This window comes from Streptococcus dentiloxodontae (assembly GCF_053206925.1).
In genome coordinates this window covers 15,592-30,522 of sequence record NZ_JBRUHR010000014.1, presented here as the reverse complement: position 1 = coordinate 30,522, position 14,931 = coordinate 15,592, and the positions used below count along the sequence as shown (strand labels likewise).

Below are 14,931 nucleotides of genomic sequence, written 5' to 3'. Positions count from 1 at the left end.
AACTTGCATCTCAGAGTCTTTATAATTGTTGTTGTTGTGATGACAATTATATCTCTCTGAGGTGTTTTTTAATACCCTTAAGTGGCTAACTTCATTTTAGAACTTTCAATTAGATTTTTCTTGCGAAAAGATTCACAAAATCAGCTGGATGAGCTTTACCATTGTCAGAAAATTGTGATATAATAGGGGTAATTTTATTTTGGAGGTGTCATTATGACCATTTACAATTTCTCAGCAGGACCTGCTACCTTGCCCAAACCGGTGCTTGAAACAGCACGTGATGAAATGCTTGATTATCAAGGATCCGGTATGTCCGTGCTAGAAATGTCCCATCGATCTCCAGAATTTGACAAAATCATTAAAGATGCAGAGAAGACCTTACGCGAATTGATGGCTATTCCAGATAATTATAAGGTCATGTTTTTACAAGGAGGAGCTTCGCTACAGTTTACCATGGTGCCGCTCAATCTTGCACAAGGAAAGAAAGCCTACTACCTTGTTGGCGGTTCTTGGGGTAAAAAAGCTTACACAGAGGCGGTTAAACTATCAAAGACAATTCCTTTTGAACCAATTCTCTTGGCTTCGTCAGAGGATACAACCTATGACCATATTCCAGAGTTTGATGCAACAGCTATTGATCCAAATGCAGCTTATGTTCATATCACGACCAACAATACCATTGAAGGAACATCAATCTATGATCTTCCTGATACCAATGGTGTGCCAATCGTGGCAGATATGTCATCAAATATCTTAGCTGCACGTTACAATGTTGAAGACTTTGCTCTAATTTATGCTGGTGCGCAAAAGAATATCGGTCCTGCTGGTGTGACTGTCGTTATCGTGCGTGATGATTTCTTGAATGACGAGCCGCAGCTGTCGGCTATGCTTGATTACCGCATCCAAGCAGAAGCAGGTTCTCTTTACAACACACCACCAGCTTATAATATCTATATTTCAAAATTGGTTTTTGACTGGGTCAAAAATAACATTGGCGGTGTTGATAAGATGGAAGCTATCAACCGTGAAAAATCGGGTCTGCTCTATGACTTCATTGAGCAATCAGAATTTTACACAAGCCCTGTCAAATTTGCTAAAGATCGCTCGGTTGCCAATATCCCATTTGTCACACCAAGCAAAGACTTGGATGCTAAATTTGTCAAAGAAGCAGATGCTCTTGGCTTCAAAAATATCAAGGGCCATCGCTCTGTTGGCGGCATGCGTGCCAGTCTTTACAATGCTTTCCCACGCCAAGGTGTGCTGGATCTCATTGACTTTATGGCAAAATTTGAAGCAGAAAACAAATAATGTCAGACTTCCGTACTTATTGACAAAGACTTATTGGTAGAAATAGGGACTTTCGCCAATTGGATAGGAACAGGTAGAAAATGGAAATTAGACAAGCTTTTCCAAATGAAATTGCCCCTGTTATGGAGGTTATTGACTCAGCTAGGAAGTTTTTGGCTGAATCAGGCAGTAGTCAATGGCAGAATGAGAGCGGCTATCCCAGTGAAAACGACATTTTCAACGATATTCTGCAAGGATGGGGCTATGTTGCGCTTCTTGACGGTCAGATTGTGGCCTATGCTGCAGTGATTGACAGTGGGGAAACTGCTTACGATAAGATTTACGATGGGGATTGGATACATCATAATCATCGTTATATTACCTTTCACCGTCTTGCAGTCTTGTCAGATTTCTCTGGGCAAAAGGTTGCACAGACCTTTTTGCAGGGGTTGATTGAAGGTCAAAATGCTCATGATTTTCGCTGTGACACACATGAGGCAAATAAAATTATGCAACATATTCTTGAGAAGTTGGGGTATGTCTACTGTGGTAAGGTTCCTATTGATGGTGAACGCTTAGCCTACCAAAAAATTAAGACAAAACACGAAAAAGCCTTCTATCAAGAAGTTGCAGAATCAGAAATTAACTAAAGAAAGAGGCCTGAGAAGAGGCTTTACTGGTAAAAAAATATGGTATTTAGTGTAAAAACGTATAACAATATTAATCAAATTGGTTTGAAAGAATTGGGGAATAATTTCCAGATTGATGGTGATTTGGCCGATAATCCGGATGCTTATATTATTCGCAGTCAAAATCTTCATGATGCGGCATTTCCCTCTAATTTAAAAGCCATTGCCCGTGCAGGTGCTGGAACTAATAATATTCCTATTGACAAGGCATCAGAAGCTGGGATTGTGGTGTTCAACACACCTGGTGCCAATGCCAATGCAGTAAAAGAGGCTGTTATAGCATCTATTCTGCTATCAGCACGGGACTATATTTCAGCCAATGCTTGGACAAATACTCTCTCAGGAGCTGATGTCCCTAAGCAGGTTGAGGCTGGTAAAAAACAATTTGCAGGAACAGAAGTACGTGGAAAAAGTCTTGGTGTAATTGGACTTGGAGCTATAGGTTCTCGTATTGCTAATGATGCTCGCCGCTTAGGTATGACTGTATTTGGTTACGATCCTTATGTTTCTATTGATGCCGCTTGGAATATCTCACATCATGTTAGACGCGTTAAGGAATTAAAGGAAATTTTCACTAACTGTGATTACATTACCATTCATGTTCCTTTGACAGATGATACCAAAGGAACATTTAATGAAGAAGCCTTTGCTCTTATGCAAAAAGGAACGACTATCATCAATTTTGCCCGTGCAGAATTGGTTGACAATGCTGCGCTCTTTGATGCTATTGAGACTGGTGTTGTTAAACGCTATATTACTGACTTTGGGACTGAGGAGCTGCTTAATAAAGAGGGGATTACAGTTTTTCCACATGTCGGCGGTTCAACAGAAGAAGCTGAGCTTAACTGTGCTATCATGGCCAGTCAGGAAATTCGTCAGTTTATGGAAACAGGGGAAATCACCCATTCAGTTAACTTCCCTAATATGCACCAAGCTTTAGATGCCCCTTTCCGTATTACTCTGATTAATAAAAATGTACCAAATATTGTGGCTCGTATTTCAACTTTGGTATCTGATGCTAATATTAATATTGACAATATCCTCAATCGTTCAAAAGGTGACTATGCCTATACTATTTTAGATCTTGATGAAACAGATAAGTCTAAGATTGATGACTTAGTCGCAAAATTTGAAACCAATGATAATATTGTTCGTGTGCGCCTAATTAAAGGAAAATAATAGTTAATGAGCAGAAGGTTACCTTCTGCTTTTTTTCTTGAAATTTGTTACAATGAAAAAAATAATTTAGGAGGCTGCAATCAATGGATAAACAAGAGCTGCAAACATACAAAAAGGAACTCGCAGAACGTTTTTGGGGACTGAACTTTAATAATAAATATCAACTTTTTCAATTTATTGTAGACAAAGAAACAGGAGTTGAATACCTTGTTAATGGCGGTATTACATCATCGTCATCATTTACTCCCCTTCTAGACGCTGAGGGTAAACCAAAAATTAATCAGCTGTGGAAGGAAGGCAAACTCTAGTAGAGACTTAAAGTAAGGCAGTTATTTTCCTTGCTTTTTCCTTACCATTCTTAACACTCTTTGGTATAATGGCTTTATGTTAAGAAAACAGTTTTACAATTCACCTTTGGGTCAGATGATTTTATTGGCGGATGATGCAGGACTTCTAGGTGTTTATTTTGCAGGTCAAAAATACGAGCTGCGCGGTTATGAGGATAGAGAAATAGCTGTGCAGTCCAATGATATGCTTGACCGAGCCAAGTCTTGGCTGACAGCCTATTTTGCAGCTCAAAACCCTGATCTTTCCGATTTGGTTTTGACTCCTACTGGGACAGATTTTCAGCATAAAGTTTGGGCGGCGTTAGCAGAAGTTCCCTATGGACAGACGGTGACTTACGGTCAGTTGGCTGATTCTTTAAAGTGCAAGTCTGCGCAGGCAATCGGCGGAGCCGTTGGAAAAAATCCACTGTCTATTATCGTTCCTTGCCATCGAGTGTTAGGGGCAGATGGAAAGTTGACAGGATATGCTGGCGGCCTTGAGCGCAAAATCTGGCTTTTGGAGCATGAAACCCATAAAGGTGGAGAGAATGAATAAATTTATCAACGAATATGACTACAGTTTTGACTTAATTGAAAAAATTATGAAAAAATATGTTCGGGCTATCAATGTACAAAAGATTGATTTTTTCTCATGCCTTTTATAGCTATTGCAGGGACTCTGGCCGCTTTATGGACAGGGAACTGGCTTTATCTATTATTTCCGTGTGCTATTGTCTTTTATATGATATTTCTCTATTGGTTAATGAAGCGATCTATCAATGTTGAAAAAGAGAGAGTTAAGGTACTGTATCAAGGGAGTATTCCCAGATTGGCTTACCATTTTGAAAGAAACTCATCTCAGATTGTAACTTATAAAAATCAAGAAAAAGCCTTAAGCATCTCATTTCAGGATATCACAGCCATTTTAGAATGTGAAGATATGTTTATTTTGCGCTTCAAAGGAAAACTGTTTATTCCGATTTTGAAAGGTTCCTTTATTGTTGGGGATGTTATAGAATTTCAGAACTGGCTCCAATCTTTGAACATAAAGTATAAGAAATTTAACTACTAGAGGAGAAGATTTATGTATACATTTTATGAATATCCCAAATGCACAACTTGCCGTAAAGCCAAAAAGGAACTGACGGATTTGGGACTTGATTTTGAAGCTATTGACATCAAAGCAACTCCGCCTAAGGCTGCCTCTTTACAGACACTTTTAAACGAATCGGGACTTGAATTAAAAGCTTTTTTTAACACTAGCGGTCAGTCTTACCGAACTTTAGATCTTAAAGAAAAATTGCCGAGCTTATCTGTGGATGAAGCAGTGGCCCTCTTAGCATCTGATGGTATGCTTATCAAACGTCCAATCTTAATTAAGGACGGGAAGCTAATTCAAATTGGTTACCGCAAGTCTTATGCCAGTCTGGGATTGGATTGACTTTTCAAAAAGTGAATTTTGTTCTTGCAATCTCCTTTAGGCTATGCTATTATTAAATGGTTGCCGCTATAGTTAAATGGTATAATAGAGCAATGGTAATGCTCCGTTCCGAGTTCGATTCTCGGTGGTGGCATCTGTTTACGATTCCAGTCATGAAAATGGCTGGATTTTTTTTGAAAAAGACTTGAAATTATCAGCAGAAGGAGTAGACTAATAAGAAAAGCCCTTTGTGAGGAGATTTTCAATGAAATATTATGTCCAATTTATGTTGATTTGTCTTTTTGCCCTTATAGGCGAGGTTTTGTCAACATTTTTTAACCTGCCCATACCTGGCAGTATCATTGGACTTTTCTTGCTTTTTTTAGCCCTTTATTTTAAACTCTTAAGGCTTCGTCACATTAATGCTGTGGCTCAATTTTTACTGGCCAATATGACGATTCTTTTTTTGCCAGCCGGAGTCGGTATTATGGAGCGCTGGGACGATATTTCATCTTATTTGTTTCCAATTGCACTAATCATTTTGGGAGCTTTGGCACTTAATATTGTAACCATCGCTTTGGTCGTTGCTTTTGTTAAGAAACATTTTGAAGGAGATTTTGGGGAGAAACCTCATGAGTGATATTTACAGTAATCCTCTTTTTGGACTGACAGTTTCTGTCTTGGCTTATACTTTAGGCTTGTTAATTTTTAGGCGCTTTCCTCATCCTATAACAACCCCTTTGCTGCTTGCAACAGGTATGATTATCGTTTTTCTGACTTTGTCAGGAATTTCCTATGATGATTACTATATAGGCGGTTCCTACCTTAACAGTTTGATTGTACCGTCTACTGTTGCATTAGCTATTCCTCTTTACAAAAACCTTCCCCTTCTTAGACATCATTATAAAAGTATTCTTTTGGGGAGCACGGCAGCCTGTCTGGTTAATACAGTCTACACTGCTTTACTGGCTAAAATATTTGGATTGGATTATTTTTTAGCAGTTTCGCTTTTCCCAAAATCTGTCACAACAGCAATGGCAGTAGGAATTTCTGAAAAGATGCAAGGTATTATGACAGTAACTTTGGTGGCAGTTGTTATTACAGGTATTTTGACATCTGTTTTGGGACCGGTTTTACTTAGGTGGATGGGAATTAAAGATCCTGTAGTTATAGGACTTGCTCTGGGTGGAACGGGCCATGCGGTAGGTACCGGAGCAGCCTTTAAATACGGTCATATAGCTGGAGCCATGGCTGGTCTATCCATTGCTGTGACTGGTATCCTTTATGTTTTTATTAGTCCTTTAATAGCAGCTCTAATTTTAAAATAGGGCTGTTTTTTGGTTTGAAAATAGTGAAAATATAGCAAAATTAGGATAAATTATGGTATAATTAAGTTTATGAATTATAGTGACTATATCTGGGATTTGGGAGGGACTTTGCTGGATAACTACCAAGTGTCCACACAGGCATTTGTCGCGACCTTAGCTCAATTTGGGAAGACAGCTGAGCAGTCTGTTGTTTATGATAAATTGAAAGAGTCAACAGATACTGCAGTAGCTTATTTTGCTACTGATATTCCCGATTTTATAAATGCCTATAGACAAGAAGAAGCTCAACATTTAGCTCAGCCAGTTTTATTCGCTGGTGCGGCTGAGGTTTTGGCTCAGATAGTTGCTGATGGTGGTCGTAATTTTTTGGTTTCCCATCGCGGCAAGCAAGTGCGCAGCATTCTTAAGGCTGCTCATATTGATGGTTATTTTACTGAGGTGGTGACAGCAGCCAATGGATTTGCTAGAAAGCCAAGTCCAGACAGCATCAACTACTTGATTAAAAAATATAAGATTACAAATGGGCTGGTTATTGGAGACCGGCTAATTGACAGTGAAGCTGGTCAGGCAGCAGGGCTAGATACCCTGATGGTGGACGGCAGTAAAAAATTAACGGAGATAGTTAAGTAACATGACTGATGATTTAAAAGAGTTTGAAGCCAAGGCTCAAGAATATGATGCTAGCCAGATTCAAGTTTTGGAAGGACTGGAAGCTGTGCGGATGCGTCCCGGAATGTATATTGGATCAACCTCTAAGGAAGGCCTTCACCACTTGGTTTGGGAAATCGTTGATAATTCTATTGATGAGGCTTTAGCGGGTTTTGCTACCCATATCCAAGTTTATATTGAGGCTGATAATTCCATTACTGTTGTTGATGATGGGCGTGGTATTCCCGTTGATATTCAGAAAAAAACAGGCCGACCGGCTGTTGAGACAGTCTTTACGGTTCTTCATGCCGGAGGAAAATTCGGCGGCGGCGGCTATAAGGTTTCTGGAGGACTCCATGGTGTGGGTTCTTCGGTTGTAAATGCCTTATCAACACAATTGGATGTGAAAGTTCATAAAAACGGTCAGATCCACTTCCAAGAATATCAGCGAGGGATTGTTGTTTCGGATCTTAGAGTCATTGGAGACACTGATCGTACGGGAACAACAGTTCACTTCACTCCTGATCCAGAAATTTTCACAGAGACAACTGAATTTGATTTTGACAAATTAGCTAAACGTATTCAAGAGTTGGCTTTCTTAAATAAAGGGCTGCGCATTTCTATCACTGATAAACGTGAAGGAATGGCTCAGAAAAAAGAATTCCACTATGAAGGCGGGATTACCTCTTATGTTGAATATATCAATGAAAACAAGGATGTTATCTTTGAGACGCCGATTTATACAGATGGTGAATTAGATGGTATTTCTGTTGAGGTTGCCATGCAGTATACTACTGGTTACCATGAAACAGTCATGTCCTTTGCCAATAATATCCATACACACGAAGGTGGAACGCATGAGCAAGGCTTCCGAACAGCCCTGACCCGTGTCATTAATGATTATGCCCGTCAAAATAAAATTCTCAAAGAAAAAGATGATAATTTAACCGGTGAAGATGTGCGTGAAGGACTGACAGCTGTTATTTCTGTCAAGCATCCTAATCCGCAGTTTGAAGGACAAACCAAAACCAAGCTTGGAAATTCAGAAGTCGTTAAAATCACTAATCGTCTTTTCAGTGAAGCCTTTGGCCGCTTCTTATTGGAAAATCCTGCTGTTGCTAAAAAGATTGTTGAAAAGGGTGTGCTGGCTTCCAAGGCGCGGATTGCTGCTAAGCGGGCACGAGAGGTAACACGTAAAAAATCTGGTCTTGAAATTTCAAATCTGCCAGGTAAACTAGCTGATTGTTCTTCAAATGATGCTCAAATGAACGAACTGTTCATTGTCGAAGGGGATTCTGCTGGAGGTTCAGCTAAGTCGGGACGTAATCGCGAATTCCAAGCAATCTTGCCTATTCGCGGAAAAATTCTCAATGTTGAAAAAGCCAGCATGGATAAAATTTTAGCGAACGAGGAAATTCGCAGTCTCTTCACAGCTATGGGAACTGGCTTTGGTGCAGAATTTGACGTTTCCAAAGCTCGGTATCAAAAATTGGTTATCATGACAGATGCCGATGTTGACGGTGCTCATATTCGAACCCTCTTGCTGACCCTTATCTATCGCTTTATGCGTCCTGTTCTTGAAGCAGGCTATGTCTACATTGCTCAGCCGCCTATTTATGGTATTAAAGTAGGAGCGGAAGTGAAAGAATATATTCAGCCGGGTAATGAGCAGGAAGAAAACCTGCGGCTGGCTATTGAAAAATATAGCACAGGCCGTTCCAAACCGACTGTTCAGCGTTATAAAGGGCTTGGTGAAATGGATGATCATCAACTTTGGGAAACTACTATGGATCCTAATAATCGTCTTATGGCGCGTGTATCAGTGGATGATGCTGCGGAGGCTGATAAAATTTTTGATATGCTTATGGGAGATAAAGTTGAGCCTAGGCGCGAATTTATCGAAGAAAATGCAGTTTATAGTACCCTAGATATCTAATTATTCTCATCAAAAGGGTGCATTGCCAAGATAACTATGATATAATCGTACTGTTATTTATGACTTTATGACTATAATAGACTATTAAGGAGATACGAATGTCTAGCGGAATTGTTATACTGATTGTAGCTATAGTCCTTTTAGTGATTGCAGCCTACTTAGTCGGTATTATTATTAGAAAACGAAATGATTCGCGGATTGCTGATTTTGAAGAACGCAAGCAAAATTTATTTGATTGGCCGATTAATAATGAAATTGAAGCTGTAAAAGAACTGCATTTGATTGGTCAAAGTCAGATTAATTTCCGTGAATGGAATCAAAAATGGACTGATATCGCAACTAATTCTTTTGCTGATATTGAAAATCATATTTTTGAAGCTGAGAATCTTAACGATAGTTTCCATTTCATCAAAGCCGGCAATGAAATCAAGAACATTGAAAGTCAACTTAGCTTGATTGAAGAAGATATGAAGGCTATTCGTGAGGCACTTTCAACTCTTAAAGAGCAGGAAGAAAAAAATAGCGCTCGCGTTAAACATGCTCTTGATTTGTATGAGGAATTGCAGAGCTCTATTGAGGAGAATGCTGATAATTTTGGTACAACCATGACCGAAATTAATAACCAGCTTAAAAATATAGAAGCAGAATTCTCGGAGTTTGTAACCCTCAATTCATCAGGCGATCCTGTAGAAGCAGCAGCTATTCTTGATCGTGCAGAAGAGCACACCATTGCTTTGGGACAAATTTCAGAAAAAGTTCCTGCTATAGTGGCTAAACTGGAAGATGATTTTCCAGATCAGCTGGATGATTTGGAATCAGGCTATCGTAAACTTCTTGAAGACAATTATCATTTTCCAGAGAAAAATATTGAACAGCGTTTTCAAGAGGTTCGTGAAGCTATTCGCTCTAATTCAACTGAATTGGTGTCGTTAGACCTTGACCGTGCCGAAGATGAAAACGTTGATATTCAAGAAAAAATTGATGAACTCTATGGTATTTTCGAGCGTGAGATTGCTGCGAACAAAGCTGTTTTGAAACATAAAAAAGTTTTGCCGGATTACTTGGAGCATGCAAAGAAAAACAATGCTCAGCTGCAAGAAGAAATCAAACGTCTTAATGCCCTGTATATTTTCGATGAAGCTTATGCAGGAGAAGTTCATGGTTTTGAGACCGATTTAAAAGGTGTTGAGGAGGCTATCACCCCGACACTTGAAGGTTTTGATGATCAAGATAAACCATTTTCTGAACTTGAGAAAACGTTTGATAAGAGTTTAAAGACCCTCTCTGCTGTTGAAAGTGCTCAGCTGGAAGTTTTTGAAAATCTAAAAGCAGTTGAGAAAAATGATTCTGAATCTCGCAAAGAGTTGGATGTCTTTATCAATAAGCTGCATGTGATCAAACGCTTTATGGAGAAACGCAATTTGCCAGGGATTCCACAGGAATTTCTTAGTATTTTCTTTTCAACCAGTACACAATTGGAAACTCTCATGGAAGAGCTTAACCGCAAACGTGTTAATATTGAGTCTGTTATGCGTCTAACAGAAGCCTCTCGTCATGCGGTGGATCATTTGGAAGAAACTGCTTATAATGTTGTTCAAAATGCAACTTTGACAGAGCAGCTTCTGCAGTATTCAAATCGTTATCGTTCATTTGAACCAGCTGTTCAGAGCAGTTTTGAGCGTTCTTTGCATTTGTTTGAGGTCGAAAATGACTATGAAGCTTCATTGGAAGAAATTTCTTATTCATTGGAAACAGTAGAGCCAGGCGTAACTGAGCGTTTTGTGTCTTCCTATGAGAAAACACGCGAACGCATTCGGCTATAGTAAGAGAAACTTGGAGTAATCCAAGTTTTTTATTGTGGTCAAAAATGCAGATGGGCATCCATCTAGGCTCTTATCTTATGAAAATTACGGATAAACCTCCTCTATTTATAGCTCTTAAAGGGGCAAATATGATATAATAAAGTGATTGTAATTTAGAATGGAGAAGTGTGCACATGCAGCATGTTTTTATCATTGGAAGCCGCGGACTGCCAGCTAAATATGGTGGTTTTGAGACTTTCGTTGAAGAATTGGTGAAACATCAACAGTCATCTAAAATTAAATACCATGTTGCCTGTCTCAGTGATGAGGAGCACAAGACTCATTTTGATTACTTAGGGGCAGATTGTTTTACGATTAATGCCCTAAAGCTCGGTCCTGCTCGTGTTATGACTTATGATGTCCAAGCGATTCGTTATAGTCTGCAGATTTGCCGCGAACAAGCTATAAAAAAACCTGTTTTTTATATTTTGGGAAATACCATTGGTGCTTTTATGAAACCACTCGCTCGCCAGATCAAGTCTTTAGGTGGATGTTTTTTCATCAATCCTGATGGTCTTGAATGGAAGCGCAGTAAATGGTCGCGGCCTGTTCAAATTTATCTCAAGTACGCAGAAAAAGCGATGACCAAGACGGCTGATCTAGTTATTTCAGATAATGTGGGTATTGAGGATTATATCCAGTCAAGTTATCCTTGGAGTAAAACACGATTTATTGCTTATGGTACAGATGTGACGCCTTCGCCTTTAACTCGTCAAAGTCCTTTGGTTCGTCAGTTTTTTGATCAATGGCAGAGCAAAGAAAAAGGCTATTATCTGATTGTTGGACGTTTTGTTCCCGAAAACAACTACGAAACAGCCATTCGTGAATTTATGGCTTCAGAAACTAAGCGGGATTTGCTGATTATTTGCAATCACAAAGGCAGCAGTTACTTTGAACAGCTCAGAGAAAAAACGGGCTTTGATAAGGACTCGCGGATTAAGTTTGTTGGAACGGTTTACGACCGAGAATTGCTGAGCTATTTGCGGGCGCAGGCTTTTGCCTATATCCATGGGCATGAAGTGGGCGGAACAAATCCAGGCCTTCTTGAAGCGCTTGCGACGACAGATCTTAATTTGGTTCTGGATGTTAAGTTTAACCAATCAGTGGCTGATAAAACGGCTCTCTACTGGAGCAAAAGCAGCTCCAGCCTGCGTCAGCTCATTAATCAGGTGGATTCAGAAAGTGATTTTTCAGAGCTTGGACAAAAGGCTAAGCAACGAATGACAGAGCTTTACAGCTGGAAGAAAATTGTAGGAGAGTACGAGGACTTATTTTTAAATGAAAGTTAATATTCTCATGTCCACCTACAATGGTGAGGCTTATCTTGCGGAACAGATTGAGAGTATACAGTCGCAGACCTTTTCAGATTGGACGCTTTATATTCGTGATGATGGCTCTAAGGATAGAACAACTCAGATTATAAAAGAATTTTCCGAGACTGACAGTCGGATTCGTTTTATTAATGCTGATGATCCAACTAATCTTGGTGTTATTAAAAACTTTTTTACACTTTTGAAACATAGCAGAGCAGATTATTATTTCTTCTGCGATCAAGATGATGTTTGGCTTCCTGAAAAACTGGAGTGGACTTTGGCAGAAGCAAAGCATTATCCAAAAAATAAACCGCTTTTAGTCTATACGGATCTAACCATTGTGAATCAAGACTTACAGGTCATGCACGATAGTATGATTCGAACGCAGTCGGACCATGCCAATACGAAGCTTGTACAGGAATTGACTGAAAACACGGTAACTGGCGGTGTGGCTATGATTAATCATGCCTTGGCAAAGCTTTGGACACAAACGGATCAATTAATTATGCACGATTGGTATTTAGCTCTGATAGCAGCTGCTAAGGGACACCTAGTTTATCTGGATAGACCTACAGAGCTTTACCGTCAGCATGATAATAACGTACTGGGGGCTCGTACTTGGTCTAAACGTCTAAAAAATTGGCTGCGTCCCCATAAACTTGTTGAGAAATATTGGTGGCTGATTGATTCCAGTCAAAAGCAAGCCAGTCTCTTATTAGATTTAGAATTATCACGGGCAGATCGTGATTTAGTTGAACAGTTTGTTACTATCTTGGATAAGGGACTCTTTCAGCGGATTCATATCTTGAGAACCTACAATCTGCGTAAAAACCGCAGTTTTCATACCTTTGTTTTTCGAACGCTGATTATTACCAAATTTGCTTATAGGAGAAAATAAATGAATTTTTTTAGTAGAGAAAACCGTATTCTCTTGCGAGAAATGGTTAAAACAGATTTTAAACTGCGTTATCAGGGCAGTCTAATCGGGCATTTGTGGTCAATTTTAAAGCCGCTCATGCTCTTTACCATTATGTATTTGGTTTTCATTCGTTTCCTGCGTTTGGATGATGGGACACCTCACTATGCTATTGGAGTTCTTTTAGGAATGGTGACATGGTCATTTTTCCAAGAAGCAACTAGTATGGGAATGCTGTCCATTGTTAATCGCGGTGACTTGCTGCGTAAACTGAACTTTTCGAAAGAAATTATTGTTATTTCATCGGTTGTAGGGGCTGGTATTAACTATGTCATCAACCTTCTCGTTGTTTTTGTTTTTGCTTTGGTCAATGGTATTACTATCAACTGGAGTTTTCTGGTCATTATTCCGCTCTTCATCGAATTAGTCTTACTATCTACAGGGATTGCTTTTATTTTAGCTGGATTGTTTGTTAAGTTTCGCGATTTGGGACCAATTTGGGAAGTTGTCTTACAAGGCGGAATGTATGCGACCCCAGTTATCTATTCATTGACCTTCATTCTTCAAAAAGGCTTACCTACGGTAGCAAAAGTAATGATGCTTAATCCATTGGCCCAAATTATTCAAGATTTACGCCACTACGTTGTTTATGAAGGCAGCACACGTGGCTGGGATCTTTATAATCACCATCTTTGGGGGCTGATTCCCTATATTTTGCCGTTTATTATTTTTATTCTAGGGTATATGATTTTTCATAAAAATGCTAAGAAATTTGCGGAGATTCTATAATGTCAGAAAATCAAATTGCAGTAAAAGTTGATCATGTCAGCAAATATTTTCGTTTGCCAACAGAGGCAACTCAGAGCTTACGTACGGCCTTGGTTAATCGTTTCAAAGGGATAAAAGGTTATCGTGAGCAGCATGTTTTAAAAGATATTTCATTTGATGTTCAAAAGGGTGATTTTTTTGGTATCGTTGGACGAAATGGTTCTGGAAAGTCAACTTTGCTTAAAATTATTTCACAGATTTATGTGCCTGAACAAGGAACAATTACTATTGATGGGAAATTGGTCTCCTTTATTGAGCTTGGTGTTGGTTTTAATCCTGAATTGACTGGCCGTGAAAACGTTTATATGAATGGTGCTATGCTTGGTTTTACAACTGAGGAAGTGGACGCTATGTATGATGATATTGTTGATTTTGCTGAGCTGCACGAATTTATGAACCAAAAGCTTAAGAACTACTCCAGTGGGATGCAAGTTCGGCTGGCCTTTTCTGTTGCCATCAAGGCAGAGGGCGATGTCCTTATCTTGGATGAGGTTCTTGCTGTAGGTGATGAAGCCTTCCAGCGCAAATGTAATGACTATTTCATGGAGCGCAAGTCTTCAGGAAAAACGACTATTTTAGTAACACACGATATGGCTGCTGTTAAAAAATACTGCAACCGTGCGGTATTGATTGATGATGGCCTAGTCAAGGCTTACGGTGAGCCAGAAGATGTGGCTAATCAGTATAGCTTTGATAATGCAGTTTCAGCTGCACCTCAAGAAGTTAACGATAGTGACTCAAGTGAGAAGAAAGAAGCGGAGTTGATGGTAGATAATTTAAAAGTTAAGCTTATATCACCAGCTAAGACAACTCCTAAAGATAAGGTAGCATTTGAGATTTCTTATGATGTTCTCAAAGATGTAGAGACACATATTGTTTTTTCTTTGACAGATATGGATCGTAAAATTTGGATGTATAATGATAATGCCTTAGATATTCCTACAAAAGGAGTTGGACATAAATCTTTCAAATACACTTGCTCTTTAGAACATGTCAATGATATGAATTTGAAACTTGAAGTGACGATTTTAGGAAAATCTAAAGAAATGTATGCCTTTGCAAATTCAGAAAACTCTCCAATCATTGTTATTAATCGTGATGATATTGCTTTAGATGACTTATCTGCACGAGATTCAGCTTCTGGTATCATTCAACGAAATGGTACTTGGGAAATTTTATCAAGGTAGAGGAATGATAGA

Annotated in this window: 16 protein-coding genes and 1 tRNA gene; all 17 read left to right on the top strand. The window is 39.1% G+C overall.

Annotated features, from left to right (window positions below; translation table 11 throughout):
* Positions 1 to 213: 213 nt before the first annotated feature.
* Positions 214 to 1,308 carry a 3-phosphoserine/phosphohydroxythreonine transaminase gene (gene serC, locus ACVRZ8_RS07525; RefSeq protein ID WP_447448702.1) on the top strand — a complete coding sequence of 365 codons (1,095 nt, stop codon included), beginning with the start codon at positions 214 to 216 and terminating at the stop codon, positions 1,306 to 1,308.
* Between the two features lie 80 nt (positions 1,309 to 1,388).
* Positions 1,389 to 1,937 (top strand): GNAT family N-acetyltransferase, encoded by a 549-nt coding sequence (locus ACVRZ8_RS07520; RefSeq protein ID WP_447448701.1) that lies wholly within the window; start codon positions 1,389 to 1,391, stop codon positions 1,935 to 1,937.
* Positions 1,938 to 1,976: 39 nt separating this feature from the next.
* Entirely contained in the window at positions 1,977 to 3,155 is a 1,179-nt protein-coding gene (locus ACVRZ8_RS07515) for a phosphoglycerate dehydrogenase (RefSeq protein ID WP_447448700.1), read from the top strand.
* 83 nt (positions 3,156 to 3,238) lie between these two features.
* Positions 3,239 to 3,463 carry a DUF6440 family protein gene (locus tag ACVRZ8_RS07510; RefSeq protein WP_447448699.1) on the top strand — a complete coding sequence of 75 codons (225 nt, stop codon included), beginning with the start codon at positions 3,239 to 3,241 and terminating at the stop codon, positions 3,461 to 3,463.
* 76 nt (positions 3,464 to 3,539) lie between these two features.
* The gene (locus ACVRZ8_RS07505; RefSeq protein WP_447448698.1) at positions 3,540 to 4,037 is read left to right on the top strand and encodes a methylated-DNA--[protein]-cysteine S-methyltransferase; all 498 of its coding nucleotides are present in this window, start codon (positions 3,540 to 3,542) and stop codon (positions 4,035 to 4,037) included.
* Positions 4,038 to 4,133: 96 nt separating this feature from the next.
* Positions 4,134 to 4,553 carry a hypothetical protein gene (locus tag ACVRZ8_RS07500; protein WP_447448697.1) on the top strand — a complete coding sequence of 140 codons (420 nt, stop codon included), beginning with the start codon at positions 4,134 to 4,136 and terminating at the stop codon, positions 4,551 to 4,553.
* Between the two features lie 12 nt (positions 4,554 to 4,565).
* A complete protein-coding gene (locus tag ACVRZ8_RS07495; RefSeq protein WP_447448696.1) occupies positions 4,566 to 4,922 on the top strand; it encodes an arsenate reductase family protein in 357 nt (118 codons plus the stop codon).
* A gap of 62 nt (positions 4,923 to 4,984) precedes the next feature.
* A tRNA-Thr gene (locus ACVRZ8_RS07490) sits at positions 4,985 to 5,055 on the top strand.
* A 111-nt stretch (positions 5,056 to 5,166) separates the two neighbouring features.
* A complete protein-coding gene (locus ACVRZ8_RS07485) occupies positions 5,167 to 5,541 on the top strand; it encodes a CidA/LrgA family protein (protein ID WP_447448695.1) in 375 nt (124 codons plus the stop codon).
* The gene (locus ACVRZ8_RS07480; protein WP_447448694.1) at positions 5,534 to 6,229 is read left to right on the top strand and encodes an LrgB family protein; all 696 of its coding nucleotides are present in this window, start codon (positions 5,534 to 5,536) and stop codon (positions 6,227 to 6,229) included. Before ACVRZ8_RS07485 ends, ACVRZ8_RS07480 begins: the two co-directional genes overlap by 8 nt.
* A 69-nt stretch (positions 6,230 to 6,298) precedes the next feature.
* Positions 6,299 to 6,859, top strand: coding sequence for an HAD-IA family hydrolase (locus ACVRZ8_RS07475; protein WP_447448693.1), 561 nt, complete (start codon positions 6,299 to 6,301; stop codon positions 6,857 to 6,859).
* Position 6,860: 1 nt separating this feature from the next.
* The gene (gene gyrB / locus ACVRZ8_RS07470; protein WP_447448692.1) at positions 6,861 to 8,813 is read left to right on the top strand and encodes a DNA topoisomerase (ATP-hydrolyzing) subunit B; all 1,953 of its coding nucleotides are present in this window, start codon (positions 6,861 to 6,863) and stop codon (positions 8,811 to 8,813) included.
* Between the two features lie 98 nt (positions 8,814 to 8,911).
* Positions 8,912 to 10,636, top strand: coding sequence for a septation ring formation regulator EzrA (gene ezrA, locus ACVRZ8_RS07465; protein ID WP_447448691.1), 1,725 nt, complete (start codon positions 8,912 to 8,914; stop codon positions 10,634 to 10,636).
* A 173-nt stretch (positions 10,637 to 10,809) separates the two neighbouring features.
* Positions 10,810 to 11,964 carry a beta 1-4 rhamnosyltransferase Cps2T gene (gene cps2T, locus ACVRZ8_RS07460; RefSeq protein ID WP_447448690.1) on the top strand — a complete coding sequence of 385 codons (1,155 nt, stop codon included), beginning with the start codon at positions 10,810 to 10,812 and terminating at the stop codon, positions 11,962 to 11,964.
* Positions 11,954 to 12,886, top strand: coding sequence for a glycosyltransferase family 2 protein (locus tag ACVRZ8_RS07455; protein WP_447448689.1), 933 nt, complete (start codon positions 11,954 to 11,956; stop codon positions 12,884 to 12,886). Before cps2T ends, ACVRZ8_RS07455 begins: the two co-directional genes overlap by 11 nt.
* Positions 12,887 to 13,693 (top strand): ABC transporter permease, encoded by an 807-nt coding sequence (locus tag ACVRZ8_RS07450; protein WP_447448688.1) that lies wholly within the window; start codon positions 12,887 to 12,889, stop codon positions 13,691 to 13,693.
* Entirely contained in the window at positions 13,693 to 14,919 is a 1,227-nt protein-coding gene (locus tag ACVRZ8_RS07445; protein ID WP_447448687.1) for an ABC transporter ATP-binding protein, read from the top strand. The genes ACVRZ8_RS07450 and ACVRZ8_RS07445 overlap by 1 nt, the downstream gene beginning before the upstream one ends.
* Positions 14,920 to 14,931: the final 12 nt, after the last annotated feature.